Here is a 25,586-nt window from a genome sequence, read left to right on the forward strand (position 1 = left end):
GGTGGTGTGAGAGGACGCTAAATAAAATAATTATTTAGCTCCTACTCGATTTTATAAATTCTGTTTATTCAACAACCTATTATAAATATATGTTACATAAGGTTATGTTTTAACTAACAAAGTTGGCTTATTTACTTTGTATTAAAGGAAATGTTTTTATAATTTACTAAATATACTATATTATTATGATTAATATTTGGATATAATTGATATGTTAAGTTATTTTTATAAGAGGTAAAGTATGAAAAATGAATTATTATATGAAGAAGAAGTATTAGAAGAAAAAAGAAGTTTAATTTTAGAAGAATTAAATGAAAAAAGAATTAATAGAGAAAAAGTAAATGCAAAGATTAGATATTTATCTAAAGAGTCCAAGGGAAGTTATAATGAAGAAAAGGAAACTACTGAGAAGATATATGGTGTACTACAAAAAGATATAGATGGATATGAAGAAGCACTTGAAACACCTTATTTTGGTAGAGTTGATTTCGCAGAAAAGTTTGGATTTGAAGAAAATATATATATTGGAAAGAAAGGAATCACTAATAATATGAGAGGCGAAGAAGTTGTAGTGGACTGGAGAGCACCTATAGCTGACTTGTATTATAGTGGAACTGGTGGGGAAGCTTATTACAAAGCTCCGGCAGGATTAATTGAAGGAAGATTGTTACTTAAAAGAAAATTTTTATTTGATGATGGAAAAATTAAAGATATATTTGATGATTCATTAAATGAATTAATGATAAATGGAGAAGAAGGAACAGAATTAGTAGATGAATTTTTGAAAATTAATCTTGAAGAGAGTAGAGGAAAAAAGCTAAAAGAAGTTGTTTCTACTATACAAAAAGAACAAAATGAAATCATAAGATGGCCTAAGAATTTTCCAATAATAGTTCAGGGGTCAGCTGGATCAGGAAAAACTACAATAGCTCTTCATAGATTAGCATATCTTATTTACAGATATAAAGAAAGTATGAATGGACAAGATATATTAGTATTAGCACCAAATAAATTATTTTTAGACTATATATCAGAAACATTGCCTAATTTAGGTGCTGAAGAAGTACAGCAAAACACATTTGAAGAGCTTGTAAAATCTAAATTTAAGCTTAAAGGGAAAATTTATAGTAAGGATGATAAGCTTAGAGCCATAATGGAAGAAGAGGATGATAAGAAAAGAAATCTTATAATAAAATCTGCAGGTTTTAAAGGTTCTATTGAATTTAAAAATATGATAGATAAATATATTGCATTAGTGGATAGCAGCACAAGAGAGATAGAAGATATAACTATAGATGGATATATTATTTTTGAAAAAAAAGAACTGGTTAAATTATATCTAAAAGATTTAAAATCTTATGCTATAAATAAAAGAAAAGATGAGATTAAAAGATATTTATCTTTAAAAATAAAAGAAAAAATAGAGGTTTTGTTGTATTCTATTGATTTTAGATGGGAAAGCAAAATAAAAAATATAAAAAATACTTGTGAAGATTTGGTTGAAAGAAGAAAACTATTAGTAGAAGAATATGATAAGAGAGATGAAATTAAAAATCATATATTAAAAAACTATAAGAAACAATTTAATGAGTATTTTAAAAATTGGAAAGGTATAGGCGTTAGTGATATATATTATAAATTTTTTACTGACGATCTTTTTGATTTTATAGGACCGGAAAATATTTCTAGTGAATTATTGGATTTTATGAAAGAGGATTTTTTAATTAATTATGAAAATAAGATTATTGATGAAGATGATTTAGCACCGCTTTTATATATAAGAAATTTATTAGAAGGAATTGATGAAAAAGAAAAGTTTAAACATATAGTGGTAGATGAAGCGCAAGATTATAGTCCGTTTCAAATACATTTAATAAATTCATTTTCTAAAGGTAACTCATTGACTCTGGTTGGTGACTTAGCTCAAGGAATTTATTATTATAAAGGGTTGGAATGTTGGGAAGACATAACTAAAGACTTGTTTAAAGACAAAGCAACTTATGTTCAATTAACTCAAAGCTATAGATCTACAGTAGAAATAATTGATTTTGCAAAGCATACTTTGAAGGCTCAAAAGTTGGGTCTTAAAGATGCTAAAGCTGTGTTAAGGCATGGAGAAGAGCCGAAAATCATTAAATTTGATGAAAGTGAAAAAAATATTTATAAAATTATTGATAAAATAATTGAAAAAATCAGAGAATTAGGTAAAATTAGTATAGCTATAATAACTAAAGATTCTAAACAAGCACAAAAAGTAGAAAAGCTTCTAAAAAATAACAGTGTATATAAGTTTCAACGTATAAAAGGAAAAGAAACTTGCTTTTTAGAGGATAATGTTATAATACCATCTTACTTAACTAAGGGATTAGAATTCGATTGTACAATTATATATAATCCGAGTAAGGAAAATTATCAAAATAACATATTAGATCAAAGACTATTATATGTTATGTTAACTAGAGCTTTACATTATGAATATATTTTAAAACTTGATTCATTAACTCATTTGATTGAGGAAAAATAATTTTAAAAATATATTCATTAAAAATAAAAAGTGCATATAATAATATCAACTATTGGAAGTTGATATTGTTCTATGTTTCATAAAAAATTAAGAGGTGAACAAAATGGAAGAAAAAGAGATAATGTCTTTTAAAGATGAAGCTGGGAATAAGGTTGATTTTGAAGCAATAGCTAGAATTTATTTGGATAAAACAGAATATTTATTATTATCACCAGTTGATGAATCATCAGAAGATGCTAATATTTTTGCATTTAGAGTAGACAGAAACAAGGATGATAAAGAAGAATTAAATATTGTTGAAGATGAAAAAGAATTTGAAGCAATAAAAAAAGAATATAAAAAATTATTATATTAGGAGAGGATATTAAATGAAAAGTTCTGAGATAATAGAGTATCTAGAGAAAAACGGATTATCTGAAGTTGAAGAGATAAATATGACAGATGAATATGTACTAATTAAATTCTTTTATGATTTTGATAAAGAAGAAATAGATGCAGCTGAAAGTTATGCTAATGAAGACTGCGATTTTGATGACGAGAGTGATGAATGGTACAATGACTTTTATATGCCTTACTTAAAGGACATTGCAATGGATAATATAGAGAGCATAATAGAGGAATCTATGGAAGACTTAGAAATCGAAGGAAAGTATAGACAGATAGAAAATGAAACAAGAAATTTAGGATACGTAAAGTTTATAGCAGCATTCGCTAAAAGTGATAGTGAAGTAGATTTAGACGAAGTTTTAATTGATTATAATGATTGAAAAAAATAAATAATAAGTATGATAATTCTATTGAATTAAAACAAAGTTATGATATAATAAAAGTGTAGTTTTCCTAAGATGTTCGCATAGCTTATTATATTCAACCTACATGACATTTTCGGGATTTGTGACATACTTATGTCTGTCAGGCTTTTCTAATTAATTTACAGAAGAAGACAAAATTAAGTTGAACTTAACCCACCTGCGAGGCGCAGGTATGAATATGTAAGTAAACGGCATGTTGGGAGCTATTATTTATGAATTAAAACACCTCATTATGAGGTGTTTTTTTATTCTTTAGGAAATTATAAAAATCTTAAATCTGTGAATAACATTTAGAATACCGTGTTTTAAAGTATGATGAGTACCCCTAAAGAATAAAAAATGATCATATGCCGCACCATTATTCCAGCATTGTGCTTGGAAAGGGTGCATGGCTAAAAAATCGACGGCTCTAAAGTGGCCTTAGCAATTTTGTTCTATGTAAAAAATTATAAAATGTAAAACTTATTTATAAATAATTTAAAATAGATCTTAATTTATAAATAAAGCGTGAACTAATAAGTCATTGATTATTATATTGGAATTGACATCCTAAATATTAAATATCAATGACTTATTAATTTAATATAAAAGTTAATTATTAAAGAGAGTAGAAATAAGTTTTAAAGTTAAATTAAGCAATTGCTAATTTAATCATATCTAATTGACATTTTTCATGTTTATGTTGTAGAGAGAGTATTTTTTGATATTTTGCAATATGCTTGTCTAAATTTTTAGATAAAATAATCATCAAAGTGTTTCTTGGATTAAACCAAACTAATAAGGAATTAAGTAATCTCTTTCTAATAATAATTTTTCTTTTTAATTTTAGCAAATTTTTAATTTTCAATTATATCACCTCTTATACCTTTTTATTATTAAATTAATAACACACATGTATTTTGACAAACAAGAAATTGAATTTTAGGTCAATTAAGTAATTTATGTAAATTAATTATAAACAAAATGTAGCCTTTTGTAAAAAGATTTCGCTATACAATTACCGACATTAATTACCAATAAAATGAGGTTTAAATACACAATATTACAAATTTAGAAATAAAATACATAAAAAGAAATAAATTCAATAAAAGCGATATCTTAAAAATTTACAAAAAGAGCTATAAAATGTATATTTTTAAAACAACTTAGAATGATTAGTATAATAAATATGTTTAAAATTACACAATAAAATAAAAAATAATGTCGTAAGTTTTTTTGTTGATTATATTTTTAAAAATAGGTAAAATTATTGATATAGAAAGAGAAAGGATGTATTTTAAAGTGAATATTGAAAATATGAAAATAGAAGAAGTAATAGAACAAATTAATTTATTATATAAGAAAAGTAAAGAGGCAAGTTTAACAGAAGAGGAAAAAGAGTTCCAACAAAAATTAAGAAAGAGATACATAGATAATGTCAAGAAAAATTTTAGAGCACAATTAGAGGGTGTAGAACTGAAAAATAAATAAAAGGAATGATGGAGAGTGGCGGTTTCGGTTAAAAGATTAATAAATGATTTTGATTTAGAAGTATTAGTTGAAGGAAATGAAGATGTAAAAATCGAAGTAAATGATGTGAATAGACCAGGCTTGCAATTAGCAGGATTTTATAACTACTTTGCTCCAGAAAGAATACAAATTATAGGTAAAGCTGAATGGAGCTTCTTACAAGATATGCAAATTGAAGTAAGAAAGAAAAGAGTTAAAAAATATTTAAGATTTAATATAACTTGTTTAATAATAAGCAGAGGTTTAGAGCCACATGAAGAATTTATTAAAGAGGCAAGAAAAAATAATATATGGGTATTAAGAAGTAGGTCTGTAACAACAAAACTTATAAGTAAAATAACATTATATCTAGCAGATAAATTAGCTCCAGAAACTAGATTGCATGGGGTATTAGTTGATGTTTCAGGAATTGGAATATTGATAACTGGAGAAAGTGGTATAGGAAAAAGTGAAACAGCTCTAGAACTTATAAAAAGAGGCCATAGATTAATCACTGATGATGCAGTTGATATTAGAGAAAGCGATGGAACATTGATAGGAAGTTCACCAAAGATAACAATAGGTATGTTAGAAGTAAGAGGAATTGGAATTATTGATGTTACTCAACTTTATGGATTAAGCTCTGTATTAGAAGAAAAAGAAATAAAATTAATAATGCACTTTGAACACTGGAAAGATGACAATGATTATGATAGATTAGGTATAGACAATCAATATATGAATATATTAGGTGTACCAGTTAAAAAATTAACTGTTCCTGTTAGACCAGGACGAAATATTGCAGTAATAATAGAAGCAGCAGCAGTTAACTATAGATATTCATTAATGTCTAAAGTATCTCCAGTTGACATAATAGAAACTAGAATGAGTGCAGTAAGTGATGAAGTTTAGAATTTAAACTAAGTTTATTTAAATATAGTGTTGATATTGTAATATATAGCTTGTGGACAAAGGAGCTTACACTAAGAGTTTAAAAGGTAAATTGTGACACCATTGTGCAACTATATTAAAATATCAACATTTTTTCAAAACAAAGCTTATTAAAAAGAGAGAAGAGAGGATTAAATATGAAATCAGAAAAAAATAATAAAAATGTATGGAATAAGTATGAGGAAAATGGAGTAAAAGAAATCTTTGATTTTTGTGATGGATACAAAAATTTTATGTCTATATGTAAGACTGAAAGAGAATGTGTAAAAGAAGTTATTAAGATGGCAGAAAGTAATGGCTATAAAAATATATATGACATAATAAAAAATGGAGAGCCTTTAAAAGCAGGAGATAAGGTATATGCTAATAATAAAGGAAAAACAATTGCATTATTTATTATTGGTAAAGAATCTATGGAAAAGGGTCTTAAGATTTTAGGCGCTCATATAGATTCACCTAGATTAGATGCAAAACAAAATCCACTTTATGAAGATAATGAAATGGTGTTATTAGACACTCATTATTATGGTGGAATTAAAAAATATCAATGGGTTACATTACCGTTAGCTTTACATGGAGTAGTGGTGAAAAAAGATAGTTCAATAATTGATATCTGCATTGGTGAAGATGAAAATGATCCAGTTGTGGGAGTATCAGATTTATTAGTACATTTATCTGGAGATCAATTACTTAAAAAAGGAAATAAAGTAGTTGAAGGAGAAGATTTAAACGTATTAGTTGGTAGCATGCCTTTAAAAGGTGAAGAAAAGGATAGTGTAAAAGCTAATATATTAAAAATATTAAAAGAAAAATATGATTTTGAAGAAGAAGACTTTTTATCAGCTGAAATTGAAATAGTTCCAGCAGGAAAAGCAAGAGATTACGGTTTAGACAGAAGTATGGTTATGGCTTATGGTCATGATGACAGAGTGTGCTCATATACTTCATTAATGGCTATGTTTGATATTAATGAATGTGATAAGACTTGTTGCTGTCTTTTAGTTGATAAAGAAGAAGTTGGTAGCATAGGTGCAACAGGAATGCAATCTAAATTCTTTGAAAATATAGTTGCTGAAGTTCTTGATAAAGTTGAAGGATTCTCTGATATTAAATTAAGAAGATGCCTTAGTAATTCTAAAATGTTATCTTCTGATGTAAGTGCAGCATTTGATCCAAATTATCCATCAGTAATGGAAAAGAAAAATTCAGCATTCTTTGGTAGAGGTATGGTATTTAATAAGTATACTGGTGCTAGAGGAAAATCAGGATGTAATGATGCAAATGCAGAATATATGGCTGAACTTAGAAGAATAATGGAAAAGCATGATGTTTCTATCCAAACAGCAGAACTTGGAAAAGTTGATGCTGGTGGTGGTGGAACTATCGCATATATTTTAGCTCAATACAATATGGAAGTTATAGATTGTGGAGTAGCACTTTTAAATATGCATGCACCATGGGAATTAGCAAGCAAAGCAGATATATATGAAACTATGAGAGGTTACAGAGCCTTTTTAATAGAAGCATAAAGAAATAGAAATAACATTGAATTTAAAATGAATGTTAATATTTTAGTATAAGGCAGTGGTGCATTAGAAAGTACCTTCTAGAATTTTATCTACGTAATATTAATATTATTTTAAAATATAGCAGAAAAAAACTTATATGAAGTGATTTACTTCATATAAGTTTTTTTGATATAAATTATAAAATGTTTAAAGATTGGGGTATGTTTTGAATATGTGTTGATATATGCAATTACTCCGTCCACTTCGCTTATGAATATATCAACACACTGCTAAAACATAGCCAAAGCTTTTAAAAAGTTGTCTAAATAAATTGAAGGCATATTCATGCTTCCAATATCTCCATGTTTTTTATCGTCTTTTAAATTACCATGAAAATCTGAACCACAAGAAATTAATAAATTATTTTCTACAGCTATATTTATGAATTTTTCTTCTTCGTCTTTTGTATTTTGAAAATAAACTGCTTCTAGTCCATCTAAGTTCATTTTTAAAAACTTATCAATCGGAGAATTAGTAATAAGCTTTGGATGAGCTAAAAATACTAATGCATTATATGATTTTAAAAGAGATATACCATCTTCAGTTGATAACTTTAGAGTAGGAACATAAGCTTTACAGTCTTTTCCTATAAAGTTTTGGAATATATATTCATTATCGTAAGGATATCCTGCATTTATTATTGCTCTAGCAATATGAGGTCTAGCAATAGTATCTTTACCATTAGATAATACATCATCAAAATTAATTATTATGTTAAATTCAGTTTTTAGTTTTTTGATAATTTCTTTAGCTCTTATAATTCTATGATTTTTAATTTTATCAAGTTCATTTATTAATTCAGGATTATTATAGCTATTATCTTTAAAAAATCCAAGTAAGTGTATGCTTTCATTATTACATTGAGTGGACAATTCTATTCCAGGAATAATTTTAACATCTAATTCATTGCCACATTTTATTCCATCATCTAATCCTGAAAAAGTATCATGATCTGTGATGGCTAAATAAGAAACAGAATTTTGTTTAGCTCTTTTTACCACTTCAATAGGAGATAATAATCCATCTGAACATGAAGTATGTACATGAAAATCTATTTTACACATATATAAACTCCCTTCTGTTGTATAATTTAAAATTAATTATTTTTTATTCTTTATAAAATTAACATTAATTATTTTGTTCTAAAATGTAATTAGAATTAACAATATAATACCATTAATATAAGAATACTATACAATAGTTATGAAGATTTTGAAATCATTTTTATAAAATAAAAGGATATTTCAAATTAAATGTCTTATTTTGAAATATCCTTTTATTTTATTTTTCAATAGGTTTAGACTCAATGTGAACGCAGAAATTAAATAAATTATAACCAATAGGTAAATTTTCCATTGATATTACATCTTCTGTATAATTACCATCCCAAGGTGATAAAGTTATAAGATTTGAATTAAAAACTTTTATTAAAAAAATATTATCTTTAAATACTACTTTAATTCTAAAAGGTTCTTTTTCATTAATTAAGTCAGAATTGTTTAAATAGTTATCAGTAATTAAACTATTTAAAAAGTTTTCAATCATGATTTTTTCATCATCGTTAACTTTAATTTCTTTATATAAATTTTTATCAAATACATAAAGTGAAAATTCTTCATTATTTAATACTTTCTTTGTAAGTAGATCAGTATAATAATGATTGTTAGGTTTCTTAGAAAAACTTATGTATTTCGCATCTGATAAACTACAGCCCATCATAATTATAGGGTTTAATAAAATTAGTAAGATAGCAATAAATTTTTTCAATGAATAAACCTCCTAAAAGTTACTTTTATTTAATAAATTTATTCAAATTAATCATGTTTAGAACTCCAGTTATTATATTATGAAATTTAAAGTAAGGATATATATCAATACATATTTAAAACATAGCCTTAAATAAATATATTATTGTGATATTTATGATTTTAATGAGTATGAATTATAAAGAGAGATAATAGTTTTTAAAGGAGGGTATATGTATATTACTGCTACAGTAGGACCTAACATAATGGATAAAAAAATATTAAAAGATATATTTTATAGCGGTGCAAATTCATTAAGATTTAACTTTTCACATGGCAATAGTAAGGAATTTTTAGAATATATTGAAATGGCCAAGGCAATAAAAGAAGATGTAGTTATAATATTAGATTTGTGTGGAAGCAAAATAAGAGTTTCTAATAAGCTTTTTAGTGTATACAGAATATATGATGAAGAAAAAGTTTATTTTTGTGGGGAAGATAAATATAAAAAAGTAAATCAAAAATTAAAAAATAACAATAAAATAGTTCCTTTAAATATAAGCAATAATATTCTTATGGAAAATAATTATGATGAAATAAGCATTAAAGATAATACTATGATATTTAATATATTAGGAAAAGAAGATGGTTTTTTAAAAGCAGATACTGTAAGAGGTGGAGTTATAAGAGCTGGCAAAGGATGCAATATAAAAGGTTTTGATAGAAGTAAAATAAAGCTTAACTTAAAAGATAAAGAGGACATCAAATTTGGAATAGAACATAAGGTGGATATAATATGTCAATCCTTTGTTGAAAGTGATGACTGTATAAATGAAGTAATAGAATTTGTAAATTTAAATAAAAAAGAAGATTACAATCCTAAAATATGGGCTAAAATTGAAACTTTAGAGGGAATAAAAAATATAGATAATATAGTAGCTAAAGTAGATGGAATTATGATAGGGAGAGGTGATCTAATAGCTGAAACTTCTATAGAAGATACACCTATATATGAAGAATTTATAATAAAAAGAGTAAAAGAATATACTAATAAGGAAATTATAATAGCGACACACATTTTAGATAATATGAAAAATGGAAAAATGCCATGTATAAGTGAAGTAGAAAGTATATATAATTTTATTAAAAATGGAGTAGATGGTTTTTTATTAGCAGGAGAAACTTCTATTGGTAGAGCACCTATAAAAACAGTTAAATTTTTAAAAGACCTAGTAGAAAAGTATGATGGATAAGAAAATATATAGTATATTAAAAGATGGATTAATGTCTATAACATGGGCAATTATAATGATAGTTACTTTTCAACTATTGAAGATAGTTTATAAAATGTTTGTTTTAAGATAAATAATTAAGAAGTTAGGTAAACAGTTTTATCAATTTATAGAACTGTTTATCTTTTTATATGTAAACTTAATTATTATATGTTATTAAAAGGAATAAAATTTAATAGTATATTCTAAGATAATATATAATATAATTAAATTAAAGTTGGTAATATAGTGGATTTAGATAATAAAATAATAATTTTTTTGTAGAATTATTAAATATTAAGATTAAAATTTTAAATATTGATAAGTTCTAAATATTAACTAGTATAATGATTATAAAATATTTATGTAGCTGTATATTGTGATAACTATAACATAATTGTTTTTAATATATTTATTATGTTTTTACAAGGAGAAAGTTCTTTTTATATTTAATTTAAGCTTAAAAATAGAATATTTTACGTTTTAGTAGGGTACTCATATGTGCAAATTCACTTAGTTCCTAGATAAATACATATTTAAGCAGAATTAATAATTTAAATGTGCTAACTTAAGAGTTATTTTAAGTTAGCACCATATAAGTATTAATGTGAATTGTTATATATGTGCTGTTATAGTAGAGTATTAACCTTTATTTAATATATCATCTAAGTTGCTTATTATTAGATTATATTTGTGAATTAAACCCAGCTCTAATGTATTTTTTAAAATATCTTGATTTTTATATAAAGTAAGTTTAGATAAATTATCTTTGCAACAACAGGCACAACTTAAAATTAAAAATTCAATTTTAGGTTTAATAAGTTTAATAAGATCCGTATAAGTAAGATTATTTTTATTATATAAAAAATCTATAGGGTTAAATTTATTTTTTTTCATATCATCTTTTAAATCATCTAAGGCATCTATTAGATAAATCCATTTACCAAGAGAGTATCCAAAAGTATATAGTGTATTTCTTAAATTATAAGAATCATCTTTTAAAGTATAGGGATAATCTTTAAAAATATATCCTACTAATGTGCTAAATGGATCACATATTTCATCTATAGAATTAAAGCTTTTATTTTTTTCTAATGAACTTAAAGTGTTTAGATTTATTTTAATTTTTGTGTTAATTGAATTTATTGATTTTGGAAATTTCTTTTTATATTGTAATAGAAAAAAAGCTTCTAATTTGCTTTTTAATGAACAGTCATCTTCAGAATCATCTAATAATTTGTAATAAGTTAAAGATATGTTCATAAAAGAAGCATAAGATAGAGCATTACTATCATATAATATAGTTCTTTTATAAATGGGATGAAATAAACATCTAATTTCATTTAGATTTAGATCATTATCATTTAATGAATCAAGTAATATTGCTAAAAACGTCATATCGTAATTTAATGTTATTCTAGGGATATTTCCAAAATTTTTTTTGATTTCATGGCAGAGTCCACAATAGTAAGATTTAAATATATCAAAATCTTTTACTTTTAATTCATTTTTTAATGGAGTAACATAACCAAACAAAAAAATGCTCCTTAATAAATTAATATAATTTTATTATATCACTATTGTAATAAATTTCCATAAAATGAGTATTATTAAATAAAATTACTCTATGTTTTAGCTCAGTGTTAATATATAAGTAAAGCTAGACAGAGTAATTAAACTTAAGAGTGCTAAAATTAAAATAATTAGATTTTTTAATAAAAACTCTTTACAAATAATAATTACTATTATATAATAATAACTGTAGAAAAGATAAAACAAAAGATAAATAAATAGATTAAATAAAAAATTTAAAGAGTGTGTATATAAATTAAAGAAAACAGGGGGAATTAAATTATGAAAAAATTTGTTTGTACAGTATGTGGTTATGTATATGAAGGAGAAGTAGCTCCAGAAAAATGTCCAGTATGTGGAGTAGGTGCAGAAAAATTTGCAGAACAAAGCGGAGATTTAGCATTTGCAGATGAACACGTAATTGGAACAGGAAAAGATGTTGATCCAAGAATAGTAGAAGGATTACAAGCTAACTTTACTGGAGAATGTACAGAAGTAGGAATGTATCTTGCAATGTCAAGACAAGCAGATAGAGAAGGCTTCCCAGAAGTAGCAGAAGCATATAAGAGAATAGCATTTGAAGAAGCAGAACATGCTGCAAAATTCGCTGAATTATTAGGTGAAGTAGTAAATGCAGATACAAAGAAAAACTTACAATTAAGAGTAGATGCAGAACACGGCGCATGTCAAGGAAAGAAAGACTTAGCAACATTAGCTAAACAATTAAATTTAGATGCAATCCATGACACAGTACATGAAATGTGTAAAGATGAAGCTAGACATGGAAAAGCATTTAAAGGATTATTAGATAGATACTTTGCGTAATACTTAAATTTGAATATATTAAAAATTACCCATCAAACCAAAAACTCTAATATAAACAGGTACTAGAAAACTGATTTCTAGTACCTGTTTTGTTTTATTTTATTGACAAGTGTAAAATAAAATTATATCATTGATATGAAAAAGCGATACCTAAATCTAGGTTCTCTGTAATAATATATATTTATGGAGATTAAAAGGGAAAATGGTGAAAGACCATTACAGCCCCCGCTACTGTAATAAGGGACAACTCTCTAATAATCCACTGATTGAAAGATTGGGAAGGAAGAGATGAGGATGAACTTAAAGTCAGGAGACCTGCCTATTGATTTATTGCTATTCTTCGGAGGGAAGGTAAAATAGCAAGAAAGTTCTATAATTTATATCTATAGAGCCTCTTGTTTTTATGTAATTTTTACACCTTAGCTTAAAAGAATAGCTAAGGTGTTTTTTTATCAATATTTTAAAATTTATTTATACAAGAGGAGGAATTATGAAAAAATTATTATTTTTAACGTATACTTTGTTACTTTCATTATCAATACCACAAAATGTTTATGCAATGCATATATCAGAAGGATATTTACCTTTAAATTGGTCAGCATTTTATGGTTTATTAGTATTACCTTTTTTGTTTTTTGGAGTTAGAAAATTAAATAAGCTAAGTAAAAAAAATAAAGAAATAAAAATGTTACTAGGACTTATAGCAGCTTTTGTATTTATGATGTCAGCACTTAAGATACCATCAGTTACAGGCAGTTGTTCACATCCTACTGGAACTGGAATTGGTGCAATAATATTTGGACCAATAATAATGAGTGTTATTTCATTAGTTGTCTTATTATTTCAAGCATTACTATTAGTTCATGGAGGAATAACAACTTTAGGTGCAAATTTATTTTCTATGGGAATTGTAGGACCTTTTGTTGCATTTGGTATTTATAAGATATTAAAAAATAAAAATGAGTTGTTAGCAGTTGGACTTGCAGCAGCTTTAGGTGATTTAACTACCTATATAATAACGTCTATTCAGTTGGGATTAGCATTTCCATCAACAACAGGCGGTGTAGCTCTTGCTATTGGAAAATTTATGGGGATTTTTGCAATTACACAAATTCCACTTGCAATAGTTGAGGGAATTATATCTGTAATAATCTATGATTTTATTAAAAAACATTGTGAAAAAGAAATATTAGGAATTATGGAGGAATAGCAAGTGAAAAAGAAAAGCATAATTTTATTATTAATAATAAGCTTACTTTTAGTAGTACTGCCTTTAGTGTTTAATCCAAGCAGTGAGTTTGCAGGTGCAGATGATCAAGCAGGAGATGTAATAGCAGAAATGAATGAAGATTATGAACCTTGGTTTGAAAGTATTTGGGAACCGCCATCTGGAGAAATTGAATCTCTATTGTTCTGCTCGCAAGCTGCATTAGGAGCAGGCTTTATAGGATATTTTATAGGTAAAAAGAGTAATGGTAAGAGATGTTAATCTTTATGCCAATATAAATAAGTTCAAATATGTTCATCCATATGAAAAATTAACAATAACTTTAATGTCTTTAATTTTGTGTAGTTATGTAAATAAAAACAGCATTATTATATTTAATATAATAATATTTTTATGTTTATGTTTTTTAACAAAGGTAGAATTTAAAGTATTAGTAAAATTTTTAAAAATAACTATAGTTTTTTCAATTCTAACATCTATATCATTTATTTTTGAAAAACAATATGATCTTATATTGTTGTTATTTTTAAGAAGTGTTAATGGTGCAATCTGTATTGGATTTTTTGCATTAACTACTCCAATAAATCATCTAGTATATATATTAAATAAAAACAAATATATATCAGATGTAGCAGATATAGCGAAAGCATTAGAAACTTTTTTAATAATAATTGAAAAAGATTTTGAGGTTACATTTAAAGCAATGGATTCTAGAGGGGTTGACTCTAGGTGTGTAAATAAATTAAAGTGCTTTGGAAAAGTATGTGCAGTTGTATTTAAAAATTTAATATATAGATGGAAAGAAATTAATCAAGGGTTAAAAAATAGATGTTATCGTGGAAAATACTATTATTGCTTTGAATTTAAAACTAACTATAAAAATTATATTTTTATAGTTATATATTTTATTGTGTATATAATTTTAATAAAGATTTTATAATTAAAGATAAGTGGAATATAAAAATTCCATTTGTCTTATTTTTTTATAAAAAACTCTTTACAAATAATAATAGTTATTATATAATAATAACTGTAGAAGAGATAAAATAAAAAAACAAAAGATCAATAAATAGATTAAATGTAAAATTTAAAGAGTGTGTATATAAATTAAAGAAAACAGGGGGAATTAAATTATGAAAAAATTTGTTTGTACAGTATGTGGTTATGTATATGAAGGAGAAGTAGCTCCAGAAAAATGTCCAGTATGTGGAGTAGGTGCAGAAAAATTTGCAGAACAAAGCGGAGATTTAGCATTTGCAGATGAACACGTAATTGGAACAGGAAAAGATGTTGATCCAAGAATAGTAGAAGGATTACAAGCTAACTTTACTGGAGAATGTACAGAAGTAGGAATGTATCTTGCAATGTCAAGACAAGCAGATAGAGAAGGCTTCCCAGAAGTAGCAGAAGCATATAAGAGAATAGCATTTGAAGAAGCAGAACATGCTGCAAAATTCGCTGAATTATTAGGTGAAGTAGTAAATGCAGATACAAAGAAAAACTTACAATTAAGAGTAGATGCAGAACACGGAGCATGTCAAGGAAAGAAAGACTTAGCAACATTAGCTAAACAATTGAATTTAGATGCAATCCATGACACAGTACATGAAATGTGTAAAGACGAAGCTAGACACGGAAAAGCATTTAAAGGATTATTAGATAGATACTTTGCATAATAGAACTATTAAGTTGTATTAATGTTTAAAATTCAACTTAAATTATTCCTAAATCCAATATTATAATATTATTTATTTACGAGAAAATAGGCATATGGTAATTTATCCATATGCCTATTTTTTATATTTAGATTTTTAATTTATAGTAATTATAAAGTTTAGAAGTTTACTAAATCTAAAATTAGAGAAATTTAGTTGAGAATTGAGAGGGAAAAAGCGAAGAGCTAAGGGGAAAATTTTAATTATAATTTTAGAATATATGTTTTTTAGAAATTATGGAATTTAACACTGAAGTTTTCACTAATACGCTTTCAACTAATAAAGAGTAGCACATAGAATTTGTTCTTTTATAAAATTATTGTCAACTGATATTATAATTATAGTTGACAATTGAAAAGTCCTAATTATATAATATAAGAAATTCTTAAATAATATAAGAATTTCTTAAGGGGGAGAAAGTTATATCTAGTAAATTAATGTTAAAGGATCAAATTATATGTGCAATATTTGCTGTTATTACAGCTATATGTGCTCAAATTTCAATTCCATTTTTTCAAGTACCATTTACCATGCAGGTATTTGCCGTAGTTTTATTAGCAGTTACTCTTGGATATAGAAAAGCATTTATATCACAAATAATATACATATTATTAGGAGCAGTAGGATTACCTGTTTTTGCAGGATTTAAAGGTGGTATTCAAACACTTTTAGGGCCAACAGGTGGATATATCACCTCATTTTTATTAATGGTATTAATTATTGGATATTTTTCAGAAAAGTATTATAGTAATTATTTCATTATTGGTTTTTCGGCTATATTAGGAATTATAGTTTGTTATATTATAGGCACAGCTCAATTAGCATTTGCTTTAAATATAACATTTTCAGGTGCTTTAAAAATAGGTGTTTTACCTTTCGTTATTTTTGATTTAGCAAAGATATTTTTAGGAGTATTTTTAGGGCTTAATATAAAAAAGAGAATTTTTATATAATATAAAGACATAAGAATATATTTTAAAAGCGTAATGATATATGATTATCGCACCAATTCCAGTTCTAGTAGGATGTGAACAACTTCCTGTAACTCATTGTTTATATTGTATATATGAACACACATTAAAAACATAGGCAAATATAAAGATGATTTCTGAATAAGCAGAAATCATCTTTTTTAAATTATAAATTTATAACACTGTTATATTAAAAAAAGTCAATAAAAACTAAAAAATAATATTATCTTAAGGTTTATTTAAAGATTTATTTAATAGATTGAATATATACTAAATTATGTGTAAAAATATAAGTTTTTACTTTATATAAGAAAAGCTTGAATGGAAAATATTTTAATTTATTTTTAGGAGGAATAAAATTTTGAAACGAATAACTGGAATTTTACTATTATTGTTTGTGTTCATGAATCAAATAAGTGTACAAGCAGCAACAAGAGAAAATATACAACTTTCTATGGAAAATATAGAAGAAATTATAACTGAGTATAGTCCTAATTTAAAAATAATGAAAAACAATTTAAAAAAAGATAAAGAAAAGTATAAAGATCTTTTAGATGAAATTGATGAGGCAGAAAGTGAAGTAAGTAGTTTAGAAAATCAAGTCAATAATTATAAACCTGAAGTTAAGCCAGAAGAACAACTTAAATCTTCCAATGACAAAGAAGATAATACGTTAGAGGGTTTAAAGAATGATTTAAAGAATGCAAAGAAAGAATTAGATTCATTAAAAGATGATAAAGTCACTGCAAAACACAATTTAAAAGTATCTAATATAAGATATGAAAAGGATTTACAAGGTTTAATTGAATCAACACAAAGACAATATATACAATATGTAGATACCTTATTAAAAAAAGAATTAAAGCAATATGAGACTAATTTTAAAAATAAACAAGTAGAAATAAATAATATAAAGTATGGCAATGGATTTATATCTAAAAAAGAGTATGATAAGAATTTAGACGATATTACTGACTTTAACAATGAGCTAAAAGAAATAGAGATTAAAGAAAAAAATGAGTTAAAAGATTTATTATTTTCTTTAGGAGTGCCAAGTAATACAGATATAAAAGTTGATACTAATATAAAGACGGATCTTAATAAAATTTCTAAAATAAATCTTGAAGAAGATTTAGATGATATGCTATTAAATAATATAGATCTAAAAATAAAAGATATGGAAAATGATAAAGTGAAAGACGACTCAGACATAAGTGATTATGAAATTAAAAATAATAAAATTTCATTAAGGCAGGAAGAAGAAAAAGTTAAGACAGAATTTCAAAAAAGATATAATAATCTTATTCTTTCAAGGGATTTAGTAAAAACCAGCGATGAAAAATTAGATAAAAGTCAAAATGATGCTTTAATCATGCAAACTAAATATAATTATGGATTTGCCTCAAAAAAGCAAGTAGATGAATTAGAAGTAAATTTAAATAATAAAAATCAAGATTTTATATCACAAGTAAACAATCTATATATGGATTATTTAAGTTATATAAAAATGAAAGATGGATATTAGAGTGGAGTGATATAAATTATGAATAAGATACAAATAAAAAATTTGAGTCCTAAAAACATTATTTCAAAAGTAAAAAATTCTAAAAAACGTATGAGTAAAAAAAAGATAGTTGTGTTAGTTGTAACTATGCTGGTTATTGTAGGAATTGCATTTAAGATGTTTTCATCTAAGACTCCTAATATGCAAGCTCAAAATACTGTTCTTAACAAAACTAATATAGTTAATAGTATTAATGTTTTAGGTGAAGTGAAAAGTGAAAATTCTACAAATGTTTATACAAATTCAAGTAATATAGTCAAAGAAGTTAAGGTTAAAGTTGGAGATGAAGTTAAGATTGGAGACGTTTTAGCTGTATTAGATACTGAAAATTTAACAAAGGAAATAGAGCAATTAACAGAAACTTTAAATGCTTCTGAGTCAAATAGTAAGTTAGATCTTGATAGTAAAAAAAGAGCGTATGACAATATAGTTTACATAAATGAGAATAATCTTAATACAGATCTTATAAATGCAAACTCAACGTTAGAAACAGCCAAAATGAATTTAGAAGATGCAGAAAGATTATATCAATATAACAAGACAATTTTAGGATATGGAGAGATATCTAGTCAGGAATTTAAAAAATCAGAAAATGATTATAATAAAGCTAAAGATGATTATAACAAAGCTAATGTTGAGTTGGAAAATGCGAAACTAAAAATACAAGAAGATTTAAAAAATGCACAAAATAGCTATGAAAGTGCTAAAATAGCTTATGAAAATAAAAGTGAACGTGTTGCACTTGAAAATAAAAAGAAAGAATTAGATGAATGTACAATTAAAGCACCAGTAGATGGAACTATCACTACTGTTAATGCAACTGTAGGAAGTCCAAGCACAGGAACATTATTTAAAATAGAAGATTTAAATAATTTAATCATAAAAGCATCTATTAAGGAAGTCGACATTGCTAATATAAAAGTCGGTCAAAAAACTACAATAAAAACAGATGCAACGGATGATTTAGAACTTTTAGGAGAAATAAGTGAAATTAGTCCTACAGCTAAAGTTGATGAACCTACTATGGCTACTGGTAATTCTATATCAAATAGTGGAGATGTTACTTTCGAAGCTAAAGTGAAATTTAATGAGATGAATGAAAAGATAAAGATAGGAATGAAAGCAAGATTAAATATTATTTTGGAAGAAAAAAATGATGTTTATGCAATTCCTCATGAAAGCATAGTTGAAAATGAAAATGGTCTTAGCATATATGTAGCTGAAGCACAAGAAGACAATAAATATATTGTTAAAGAAGTATCTATAAATAAAGGCATGGAATCAGATTTTAATGTTGAAATCTATGGAGATGAACTAAAGGATGGAATGAAAGTACTTTCTGAACCAAGCAATTATACAGTTGGAAGTGTGGTTGAAATAAGTGGAGGTGAAGGTATTGAGTGATAATATAATTGAAATGAATAATATTATAAAAAGCTTTTATATAGGAACTCAAAATCAATTAGATATTTTAAAGGATATTAGTATAAATATAAGAAAAGGTGAATTTGTATCAATAGTAGGGGCATCTGGCTCAGGTAAGAGTACTCTAATGAACATTATAGGAGCACTTGATAGACCAACATCTGGACGCTATGTATTAGATGATACAGATGTTAATGAGGTATCTGATAACGGATTGTCAGAAATACGTAATAAAAAAATAGGATTTGTATTTCAAACTTTTAATTTAATACCTAGAAGTACTGCATTAAAGAATGTTGAATTACCAATGCTTTATGCAGGCGCAGATAAAAAGACTAGGATAGAGAAAGCTAAAAGACTTTTAGAACTTGTTGGAATGGAAGATAGAATAAATCATCTTCCAAATGAGCTTTCAGGTGGTCAAAAACAAAGAGTAGCAATTGCACGAGCATTAGCTAATAATCCAAGTATAATACTTGCTGATGAGCCAACAGGAGCATTAGATTCAGAAACAGGAAGATTAGTTATGGATTTGTTTCATAAGGTACATGAAACAGAAGGGAAAACAATTGTATTTATAACTCATAATTATGAATTAGCATTAGAAACTGAAAGAATTATAACATTAAAGGACGGGAAAATAATATCAGAAGAATATAATGAAAATTATTCTAGAAAATTTCCAGATGGTGAAAAGATATGTTTATAAAAGAAAATATAATGCTTGCTATAGCTGGAATTAAATCAAATAAAATGCGTTCTGTTCTTACGATGCTTGGAATAATTATTGGAATATCTTCAGTTATAGGAATAGTATCAATTGGAAATGCTATAACTTCATCAATAACAAGTACCTTAGCTAATAGTGGGGCTACTAATATAAATGTTGAAGTTTCTCCTAAAACTGATGACCAAAATGGAATGAGTTATGATTCTAATGCATGGGATAACTTGAAAGAAGAAGACTGCTTTTCAATGGAACAAATAGAAGAATGCAAAAGAAAATTTAATGGAGAAATTGATGAAATAAGTTTATCAGAGAATAGTGGAGCAGGAAAAGCAAAAGACGGATATTTATATGCCAATGTAAATATTGTTGGGGTAAATGATGGCTATAAGAATACTAGAAATGTAAATTTATTAAAGGGTAGATTTATAAGTGATAAAGATGTTAAGGGTAAGAGAAAACTTGCTGTTGTATCTGATAAATTTGTAAATAATATGTTTAAAAAGAATATCGATCCTTTAGGAAAAGAGATTAAAGTATATATAGGAGATGATATACAAACTTATATAGTTGTAGGAGTATATAAATTTGAGGCATCACCATTTGATGGATCTAGTAGATCATCAGAAAAGGATATGCAAACGAACTTATATATTCCAATAACAACTGCAAAGGAGTCGGATAAAAATAAAAATTACTCATATTTTACGGTAAAGCCTGCATCAGGTGTTGATGTAATGAAATTAACAGAAGATCTTACTGAACACTTTAAGAAGTTATATAAGAATAATAAAAACTGGCAAGTAGATGCATATAATATGGAAGATAATTTGAAAGAAATGACTTCTGTTCTTGGAAAAGTATCTGTAGCTATTTCTGTAATAGCAGCTATATCATTACTTGTTGGTGGTATAGGAGTAATGAATATAATGCTTGTTTCTGTTACTGAAAGAACTAAAGAAATAGGTACTAGAAAAGCATTGGGAGCTAAGAGTTCACATATTAAAATGCAATTTATAGTGGAGTCAGCTATAATATGTGCAATAGGTGGTGCAATAGGAATAATACTAGGTATAGGTATGGGTGTTATCACATCTTTAGTTTTAAAATCGCCAGTTTCAATATCTATTCCGACAATATTAATTAGTTTTACATTTTCTATGTGCATTGGAGTATTCTTTGGATATTATCCTGCTAATAAAGCCGCAAAACTTGATCCAATTGAAGCTCTAAGATACGAATAATTTGATAAAAAGATAACTTTTTAAAGTTCATAATGAATATTAATTTTTAAAAATAGGTTATGCTTTGGCAGACTGTTGATATATGTATAAGCAAAGTGAACATAGTAATTGAACTTAAGAATACTAAAAATGAGTATAGTCCAATTACAATGCCACTTTACCTATTACATATATGAACATTATCTTAAAATGGAGATAAAAAATAAAGTAGGTATATCAAAATTAAATGATTTATCTACTTTATTTTTATTGGATTTTAATCTTAAAAATATGCATAACTTCCTACTTATAACTAATATATTTTTAGTTAAAATATGAAATATGCTCTTTATTTTAATTTTTAGTATATTGGTTGATTTGATAATTATAAATTGCCTTTGAAATTTGAGCTATTTTTTCTTCAGCATTTTCTAAATCTTTTGTGTAAATTATAAATATGTAAGGGTTGTCTGGAAATACTATTCCTATATCATGTATGTATTCATTACTAGAACCTACTTTATGAGCAACTATGCTATGAGGGAGATATTTATCTATCCTATCATGGTAATCAGTAGATTTTAAAACATTAATTAAATGAGAATAATTTACATCGCTTTTGTTATCATAAATATGCTTTAAAATTCTGAATTCAGTTTCTGGAGTAGTTATATTTTCATTGCATGACATTGAAATATTAAACATTTCATTAATTTCTTTTCTGACTTGATCATGTCCTCCTAAATATGAACCAATCATATTAGTGGCAATATTATCGGAATTAATTATAGATAAATCTAATAATTCACTAATTGGAGTAGGGGGAATATCACATAAATTTTGAAGTACTCCAGTACCTTCCTCATAATCAGAATCTTTATACTCTAATTTTTTAGTAAGCAAATTTTTGTCTGTTTTATTTTTTTCATATGTTAGTACATTTAATTTAACTTTATAAGTGCTTGCAGCAACAAAAGTATTATTTTTATTAAGATTAATATATTTATTAGAGTTTAAATCATAGTATATAAAACCAACACCATCGCTATCATATCCTAAGTAACAAAGTATTCTATCTTCAAGATTGTATCTACTATCATTTAAAATTTTTAATTTTTCATTATAACTTAAAGTTGATTTAAATAAATCTTCACTTATTTTAGTGCCAGTAATTAGTTTTGTAGGTTCCACTGTTTTAACATTTTCAATATTTTCTGTATCGGAGCTATGAGAACTATCATCATCAACATGAACTTTATCATAATTTTCATTTGATTCAATGTTTTTAGCTTGTACTATATCCTCGGATTGTTGTGGAAAATAATAAACGCAAAAAAACAATGTGATAATTAATACAGTTAAAATTAAAAATGTTACAAAATAATCCTTTAAAATCCTCATATTTTATCTCCTATTAAAAATGTTTGTTGTAAAAATTGTATGAAATATATAAAATGATGTCAATAAATTTTTATATATTATTAATATAGTAAGTAATATTAATAATATAGTAATAATTGACTCACCATATTTAGTATAATATAACAACAAAAGGAAATTTTCGGTAATCTCACTTAATTACATAAATTATATACTAAATTTATAATAAGGAGTGATATTGTGAATAAATATTCTAGTTATTCTTTAAAATTAATTAATAAGATAAGTGAGGCAAAAGAAATAAGTTATTATGAACTTAAAAAGATTTTTTCTAAATATGAGAATGAAAAAGATGATAAAATGAACAAGAAATTTGATTTGGATATAGAATTAGAAAAGTTAGAACAAAAAGGATTAGTAACCCAAGAAGATGGTATGATAATTTTTGAGGGTGTTTAAAAAAATATAATGTAATAAATGCTAAAGTTTATTTAAGCTATAAAAATACTTAAATTTTTTATAGCTTAAATTTTTTATTTGTCCATGCTTTAGTAACGTATTTATATATGTATAATTAAAGTGGAGATAGTAGTTAAAACATATTTTAAATAGAGTCTTTTATTTAATAATAAAATTATAATCAATGGTATTTTTTATACAGATAATTTATAATTAAATTATAATAGAATTTGTATAATTGTAATTTAATTGGATTAAAATATAATATTGATAAAAATGAATAAGTTAAAAATGAAAGTTGAGGAATGCTATATGGGTAAGAAGATGAAAAAAAATAATAATGTCAATATATTACTTACTTTAGGTGCAATAACAGGAGTAGCAACAGTAGCAACATTAGGGTTAAATAAAGTTAGAAATAAAGCTAAAAATAAAATTTTTACAGAATCATTTGAATATATGAGCAATGAAGACAAACAGGTGTATTTTGTAGGTGGAGGCTTAGGTTCATTAGCCGGTGCAGCTTATCTTATAAGAGATTGCAATTTTAAAGGTGAAAATATTCATGTTATAGAGGGTATGAGAATACTTGGAGGTAGCAATGATGGTGGTGGTAATCCAGTTAATGGATTTATATGCCGTGGTGGAAGAATGTTGAATGAAGAAACATATGAAAACTTCTGGGAACTATTTTCTAGTATTCCATCATTAGAGTTTCCAGGAAAAAGCGTTACTGAGGAAATTTTAAATTTTGATCATTTACATCCTACACATGCACAAGCTAGGTTAGTTGATAAAGATGGTGTAATACAAGATGTAAAAAGTATGGGGTTTAATAATGCCGATCGATTAGCACTTGGAAAACTAATGGCAACTCCAGAGGAAAAGCTAGATGATATGACTATTGAAGAATGGTTTAAACATACACCACATTTTTTTGAAACTAATTTTTGGTATATGTGGCAAACAACATTTGCATTTCAAAAGTGGTCTAGTTTATTTGAATTTAAACGTTATATGGAACGTATGATATTTGAATTTTCACGTATTGAAACCTTAGAAGGAGTAACTCGTACAACATATAATCAATATGAATCAGTTATTATGCCATTAAAGTCTTATCTAGAAGGATTTGGAGTGGATTTTAGCATTAATGCAACTGTAACAGATTTAGATTTTAAAGAAGGAGAAAAAATTACAGTTACTGCAATACACATAAAAGATTCAGAAGGAGAAAAAACAATTGAATTAAAAGATGATGATGTATGTATTATGACCAATGGTTGTATGACTGATAATGCAACATTAGGGGATTATAATACACCTGCAGAGTATAAACCAGGTAGCCCAATGTCAAGTGAACTTTGGGAAAAGGTAGCTAAAAAGAAAATTGGTCTTGGAAATCCAGAACCATTCTTTAAACACCCAGAGCAAACAAATTGGGAAAGCTTTACTGTAACTTGTAAAGGAAATAAATTATTAAAGCTTATAGAACGTTTTTCAGGAAATATTCCTGGCAGTGGAGCACTAATGACTTTTAAAAACTCAAGTTGGTTAATGAGCATAGTTATAGCGGCTCAACCACACTTTAAAAATCAACCATTAGATACTACTATTTTCTGGGGGTATGGCTTATACACTGACAGAGAAGGAGACTATGTAAAGAAGCCTATGCGTGATTGTACCGGAGAAGAAATTTTAATAGAATTATTACATCATCTACATTTTGAAGATGAATTTGATGAAATAAAAGAATCTATAGTTAATGTTATTCCATGCATGATGCCATATATAGATTCACAATTTCAACCACGTAAGATGAGTGATCGCCCTAAGGTTGTTCCAGATGGATCAACAAATTTTGCAATGATTAGTCAATTTGTTGAAATACCAGAAGATATGGTGTTTACAGAAGAGTATTCTGTACGTGCAGCTAGGATGGCAGTATATACTTTATTTAATATAAAGCATAAAAAGATTTGTCCGGTAACACAATATAAAAAGGATCCTAGAATATTAAAGCAAGCATTGAAAAAATCTTATAGTTAAATTTAGCTCTGCTTTAAAATAATTATATATTTAAATGATAAAATATTAAGATATGTTTTAAATATGTGTGGATATATGTAATAGGCAAA

Annotated in this window: 25 protein-coding genes, 1 other RNA gene and 1 riboswitch; of the genes, 21 read left to right on the plus strand and 5 right to left on the minus strand. The window is 25.9% G+C overall.

Annotated features, from left to right (window positions below; translation table 11 throughout):
- Positions 1-241: 241 nt before the first annotated feature.
- From helD to ssrS, 4 genes are all read left to right on the plus strand, one after another.
- Positions 242-2,524, plus strand: coding sequence for an RNA polymerase recycling motor HelD (gene helD, locus RYM86_RS13740; protein ID WP_315081169.1), 2,283 nt, complete (start codon positions 242-244; stop codon positions 2,522-2,524).
- 103 nt (positions 2,525-2,627) lie between these two features.
- On the plus strand, positions 2,628-2,879 hold the full coding sequence (locus RYM86_RS13745) for a DUF1292 domain-containing protein (protein WP_315081170.1): 252 nt from the start codon (positions 2,628-2,630) through the stop codon (positions 2,877-2,879).
- 13 nt (positions 2,880-2,892) lie between these two features.
- Positions 2,893-3,291, plus strand: coding sequence for a hypothetical protein (locus RYM86_RS13750; protein WP_315081172.1), 399 nt, complete (start codon positions 2,893-2,895; stop codon positions 3,289-3,291).
- 67 nt (positions 3,292-3,358) lie between these two features.
- Positions 3,359-3,543, plus strand: a non-coding RNA gene (gene ssrS, locus RYM86_RS13755) — 6S RNA.
- A gap of 424 nt (positions 3,544-3,967) precedes the next feature.
- On the opposite strand, the gene RYM86_RS13760 is transcribed toward ssrS, so the two are convergent.
- Positions 3,968-4,183, minus strand: coding sequence for a hypothetical protein (locus tag RYM86_RS13760; RefSeq protein ID WP_315081173.1), 216 nt, complete (start codon positions 4,181-4,183; stop codon positions 3,968-3,970).
- Positions 4,184-4,617: 434 nt separating this feature from the next.
- Between RYM86_RS13760 and RYM86_RS13765 the strand changes: the two genes are divergently transcribed.
- The 3 genes from RYM86_RS13765 (at position 4,618) to RYM86_RS13775 (ending at position 7,304) form a co-directional block, all read left to right on the plus strand.
- Positions 4,618-4,806: a DUF896 domain-containing protein gene (locus tag RYM86_RS13765; protein WP_315081175.1), complete on the plus strand. Its 189-nt coding sequence runs from the start codon at positions 4,618-4,620 to the stop codon at positions 4,804-4,806.
- A gap of 15 nt (positions 4,807-4,821) precedes the next feature.
- The gene (gene hprK, locus RYM86_RS13770; RefSeq protein WP_315081177.1) at positions 4,822-5,736 is read left to right on the plus strand and encodes an HPr(Ser) kinase/phosphatase; all 915 of its coding nucleotides are present in this window, start codon (positions 4,822-4,824) and stop codon (positions 5,734-5,736) included.
- Positions 5,737-5,912: 176 nt separating this feature from the next.
- Complete coding sequence (locus RYM86_RS13775) at positions 5,913-7,304, plus strand: aminopeptidase (protein WP_315081178.1); 1,392 nt, start codon at positions 5,913-5,915, stop codon at positions 7,302-7,304.
- A 269-nt stretch (positions 7,305-7,573) separates the two neighbouring features.
- On the opposite strand, the gene RYM86_RS13780 is transcribed toward RYM86_RS13775, so the two are convergent.
- On the minus strand, positions 7,574-8,407 hold the full coding sequence (locus RYM86_RS13780) for a PHP domain-containing protein (protein WP_315081179.1): 834 nt from the start codon (positions 8,405-8,407) through the stop codon (positions 7,574-7,576).
- Between the two features lie 217 nt (positions 8,408-8,624).
- Positions 8,625-9,110: a DUF4883 family protein gene (locus RYM86_RS13785; RefSeq protein WP_315081181.1), complete on the minus strand. Its 486-nt coding sequence runs from the start codon at positions 9,108-9,110 to the stop codon at positions 8,625-8,627.
- A 211-nt stretch (positions 9,111-9,321) separates the two neighbouring features.
- Here RYM86_RS13785 and RYM86_RS13790 point away from each other — a divergent pair, with 211 nt between their 5' ends.
- The gene (locus RYM86_RS13790) at positions 9,322-10,341 is read left to right on the plus strand and encodes a pyruvate kinase (RefSeq protein ID WP_315081183.1); all 1,020 of its coding nucleotides are present in this window, start codon (positions 9,322-9,324) and stop codon (positions 10,339-10,341) included.
- Positions 10,331-10,453, plus strand: a complete 123-nt coding sequence (locus tag RYM86_RS13795) for a hypothetical protein (RefSeq protein WP_315081185.1) — start codon at positions 10,331-10,333, stop codon at positions 10,451-10,453. Before RYM86_RS13790 ends, RYM86_RS13795 begins: the two co-directional genes overlap by 11 nt.
- Before the next feature lie 548 nt (positions 10,454-11,001).
- On the opposite strand, the gene RYM86_RS13800 is transcribed toward RYM86_RS13795, so the two are convergent.
- Entirely contained in the window at positions 11,002-11,895 is an 894-nt protein-coding gene (locus RYM86_RS13800; RefSeq protein ID WP_315081187.1) for a DUF5685 family protein, read from the minus strand.
- Positions 11,896-12,213: 318 nt separating this feature from the next.
- Between RYM86_RS13800 and RYM86_RS13805 the strand changes: the two genes are divergently transcribed.
- From RYM86_RS13805 to RYM86_RS13850, 10 genes are all read left to right on the plus strand, one after another.
- Positions 12,214-12,756 carry an NADH peroxidase gene (locus RYM86_RS13805; protein ID WP_315081189.1) on the plus strand — a complete coding sequence of 181 codons (543 nt, stop codon included), beginning with the start codon at positions 12,214-12,216 and terminating at the stop codon, positions 12,754-12,756.
- Between the two features lie 141 nt (positions 12,757-12,897).
- Positions 12,898-13,094, plus strand: a riboswitch (cobalamin riboswitch).
- A 152-nt stretch (positions 13,095-13,246) separates the two neighbouring features.
- Positions 13,247-13,966 (plus strand): energy-coupling factor ABC transporter permease, encoded by a 720-nt coding sequence (locus RYM86_RS13810; protein ID WP_315081191.1) that lies wholly within the window; start codon positions 13,247-13,249, stop codon positions 13,964-13,966.
- A gap of 3 nt (positions 13,967-13,969) precedes the next feature.
- Positions 13,970-14,245 carry an energy-coupling factor ABC transporter substrate-binding protein gene (locus RYM86_RS13815; RefSeq protein ID WP_315081193.1) on the plus strand — a complete coding sequence of 92 codons (276 nt, stop codon included), beginning with the start codon at positions 13,970-13,972 and terminating at the stop codon, positions 14,243-14,245.
- Entirely contained in the window at positions 14,229-14,924 is a 696-nt protein-coding gene (locus tag RYM86_RS13820; protein WP_315081195.1) for a CbiQ family ECF transporter T component, read from the plus strand. Before RYM86_RS13815 ends, RYM86_RS13820 begins: the two co-directional genes overlap by 17 nt.
- A gap of 193 nt (positions 14,925-15,117) precedes the next feature.
- A complete protein-coding gene (locus RYM86_RS13825) occupies positions 15,118-15,660 on the plus strand; it encodes an NADH peroxidase (protein WP_315081189.1) in 543 nt (180 codons plus the stop codon).
- Positions 15,661-16,136: 476 nt separating this feature from the next.
- A complete protein-coding gene (locus RYM86_RS13830; protein WP_315081196.1) occupies positions 16,137-16,652 on the plus strand; it encodes a biotin transporter BioY in 516 nt (171 codons plus the stop codon).
- 379 nt (positions 16,653-17,031) lie between these two features.
- Positions 17,032-18,195, plus strand: coding sequence for a TolC family protein (locus RYM86_RS13835; RefSeq protein ID WP_315081197.1), 1,164 nt, complete (start codon positions 17,032-17,034; stop codon positions 18,193-18,195).
- A gap of 18 nt (positions 18,196-18,213) precedes the next feature.
- Entirely contained in the window at positions 18,214-19,638 is a 1,425-nt protein-coding gene (locus tag RYM86_RS13840; protein ID WP_315081199.1) for an efflux RND transporter periplasmic adaptor subunit, read from the plus strand.
- Positions 19,631-20,368 (plus strand): ABC transporter ATP-binding protein, encoded by a 738-nt coding sequence (locus tag RYM86_RS13845; protein ID WP_315081201.1) that lies wholly within the window; start codon positions 19,631-19,633, stop codon positions 20,366-20,368. Before RYM86_RS13840 ends, RYM86_RS13845 begins: the two co-directional genes overlap by 8 nt.
- The gene (locus RYM86_RS13850; RefSeq protein WP_315081203.1) at positions 20,359-21,630 is read left to right on the plus strand and encodes an ABC transporter permease; all 1,272 of its coding nucleotides are present in this window, start codon (positions 20,359-20,361) and stop codon (positions 21,628-21,630) included. The genes RYM86_RS13845 and RYM86_RS13850 overlap by 10 nt, the downstream gene beginning before the upstream one ends.
- A gap of 333 nt (positions 21,631-21,963) precedes the next feature.
- Here the strand turns inward: RYM86_RS13850 and RYM86_RS13855 are convergent, their stop codons facing one another.
- Positions 21,964-23,010 (minus strand): serine hydrolase, encoded by a 1,047-nt coding sequence (locus RYM86_RS13855; protein ID WP_315081205.1) that lies wholly within the window; start codon positions 23,008-23,010, stop codon positions 21,964-21,966.
- A gap of 219 nt (positions 23,011-23,229) precedes the next feature.
- Here RYM86_RS13855 and RYM86_RS13860 point away from each other — a divergent pair, with 219 nt between their 5' ends.
- Both RYM86_RS13860 and RYM86_RS13865 read left to right on the plus strand, forming a co-directional pair.
- A complete protein-coding gene (locus tag RYM86_RS13860; protein ID WP_315081207.1) occupies positions 23,230-23,448 on the plus strand; it encodes a DEAD/DEAH box helicase in 219 nt (72 codons plus the stop codon).
- 312 nt (positions 23,449-23,760) lie between these two features.
- On the plus strand, positions 23,761-25,497 hold the full coding sequence (locus RYM86_RS13865) for an oleate hydratase (RefSeq protein WP_315081239.1): 1,737 nt from the start codon (positions 23,761-23,763) through the stop codon (positions 25,495-25,497).
- Positions 25,498-25,586: the final 89 nt, after the last annotated feature.

The sequence above is a fragment of the uncultured Clostridium sp. genome (assembly GCF_963527835.1).
Lineage (GTDB): Bacteria > Bacillota > Clostridia > Clostridiales > Clostridiaceae > Clostridium.

What these genes read in the sequence shown, in the direction of transcription:
- helD (WP_315081169.1), top strand. Translation starts at nt 242, where the DNA reads ATGAAAAATGAATTATTATATGAAGAAGAAGTATTAGAAGAAAAAAGA.
- RYM86_RS13745 (WP_315081170.1), top strand. Translation starts at nt 2,628, where the DNA reads ATGGAAGAAAAAGAGATAATGTCTTTTAAAGATGAAGCTGGGAATAAG.
- RYM86_RS13750 (WP_315081172.1), top strand. Translation starts at nt 2,893, where the DNA reads ATGAAAAGTTCTGAGATAATAGAGTATCTAGAGAAAAACGGATTATCT.
- RYM86_RS13775 (WP_315081178.1), top strand. Translation starts at nt 5,913, where the DNA reads ATGAAATCAGAAAAAAATAATAAAAATGTATGGAATAAGTATGAGGAA.
- RYM86_RS13780 (WP_315081179.1), bottom strand. Translation starts at nt 8,407, where the DNA reads ATGTGTAAAATAGATTTTCATGTACATACTTCATGTTCAGATGGATTA.
- RYM86_RS13790 (WP_315081183.1), top strand. Translation starts at nt 9,322, where the DNA reads ATGTATATTACTGCTACAGTAGGACCTAACATAATGGATAAAAAAATA.
- RYM86_RS13795 (WP_315081185.1), top strand. Translation starts at nt 10,331, where the DNA reads ATGATGGATAAGAAAATATATAGTATATTAAAAGATGGATTAATGTCT.
- RYM86_RS13805 (WP_315081189.1), top strand. Translation starts at nt 12,214, where the DNA reads ATGAAAAAATTTGTTTGTACAGTATGTGGTTATGTATATGAAGGAGAA.
- RYM86_RS13810 (WP_315081191.1), top strand. Translation starts at nt 13,247, where the DNA reads ATGAAAAAATTATTATTTTTAACGTATACTTTGTTACTTTCATTATCA.
- RYM86_RS13820 (WP_315081195.1), top strand. Translation starts at nt 14,229, where the DNA reads ATGGTAAGAGATGTTAATCTTTATGCCAATATAAATAAGTTCAAATAT.
- RYM86_RS13825 (WP_315081189.1), top strand. Translation starts at nt 15,118, where the DNA reads ATGAAAAAATTTGTTTGTACAGTATGTGGTTATGTATATGAAGGAGAA.
- RYM86_RS13830 (WP_315081196.1), top strand. Translation starts at nt 16,137, where the DNA reads ATGTTAAAGGATCAAATTATATGTGCAATATTTGCTGTTATTACAGCT.
- RYM86_RS13840 (WP_315081199.1), top strand. Translation starts at nt 18,214, where the DNA reads ATGAATAAGATACAAATAAAAAATTTGAGTCCTAAAAACATTATTTCA.
- RYM86_RS13850 (WP_315081203.1), top strand. Translation starts at nt 20,359, where the DNA reads ATGTTTATAAAAGAAAATATAATGCTTGCTATAGCTGGAATTAAATCA.
- RYM86_RS13855 (WP_315081205.1), bottom strand. Translation starts at nt 23,010, where the DNA reads ATGAGGATTTTAAAGGATTATTTTGTAACATTTTTAATTTTAACTGTA.
- RYM86_RS13865 (WP_315081239.1), top strand. Translation starts at nt 23,761, where the DNA reads ATGGGTAAGAAGATGAAAAAAAATAATAATGTCAATATATTACTTACT.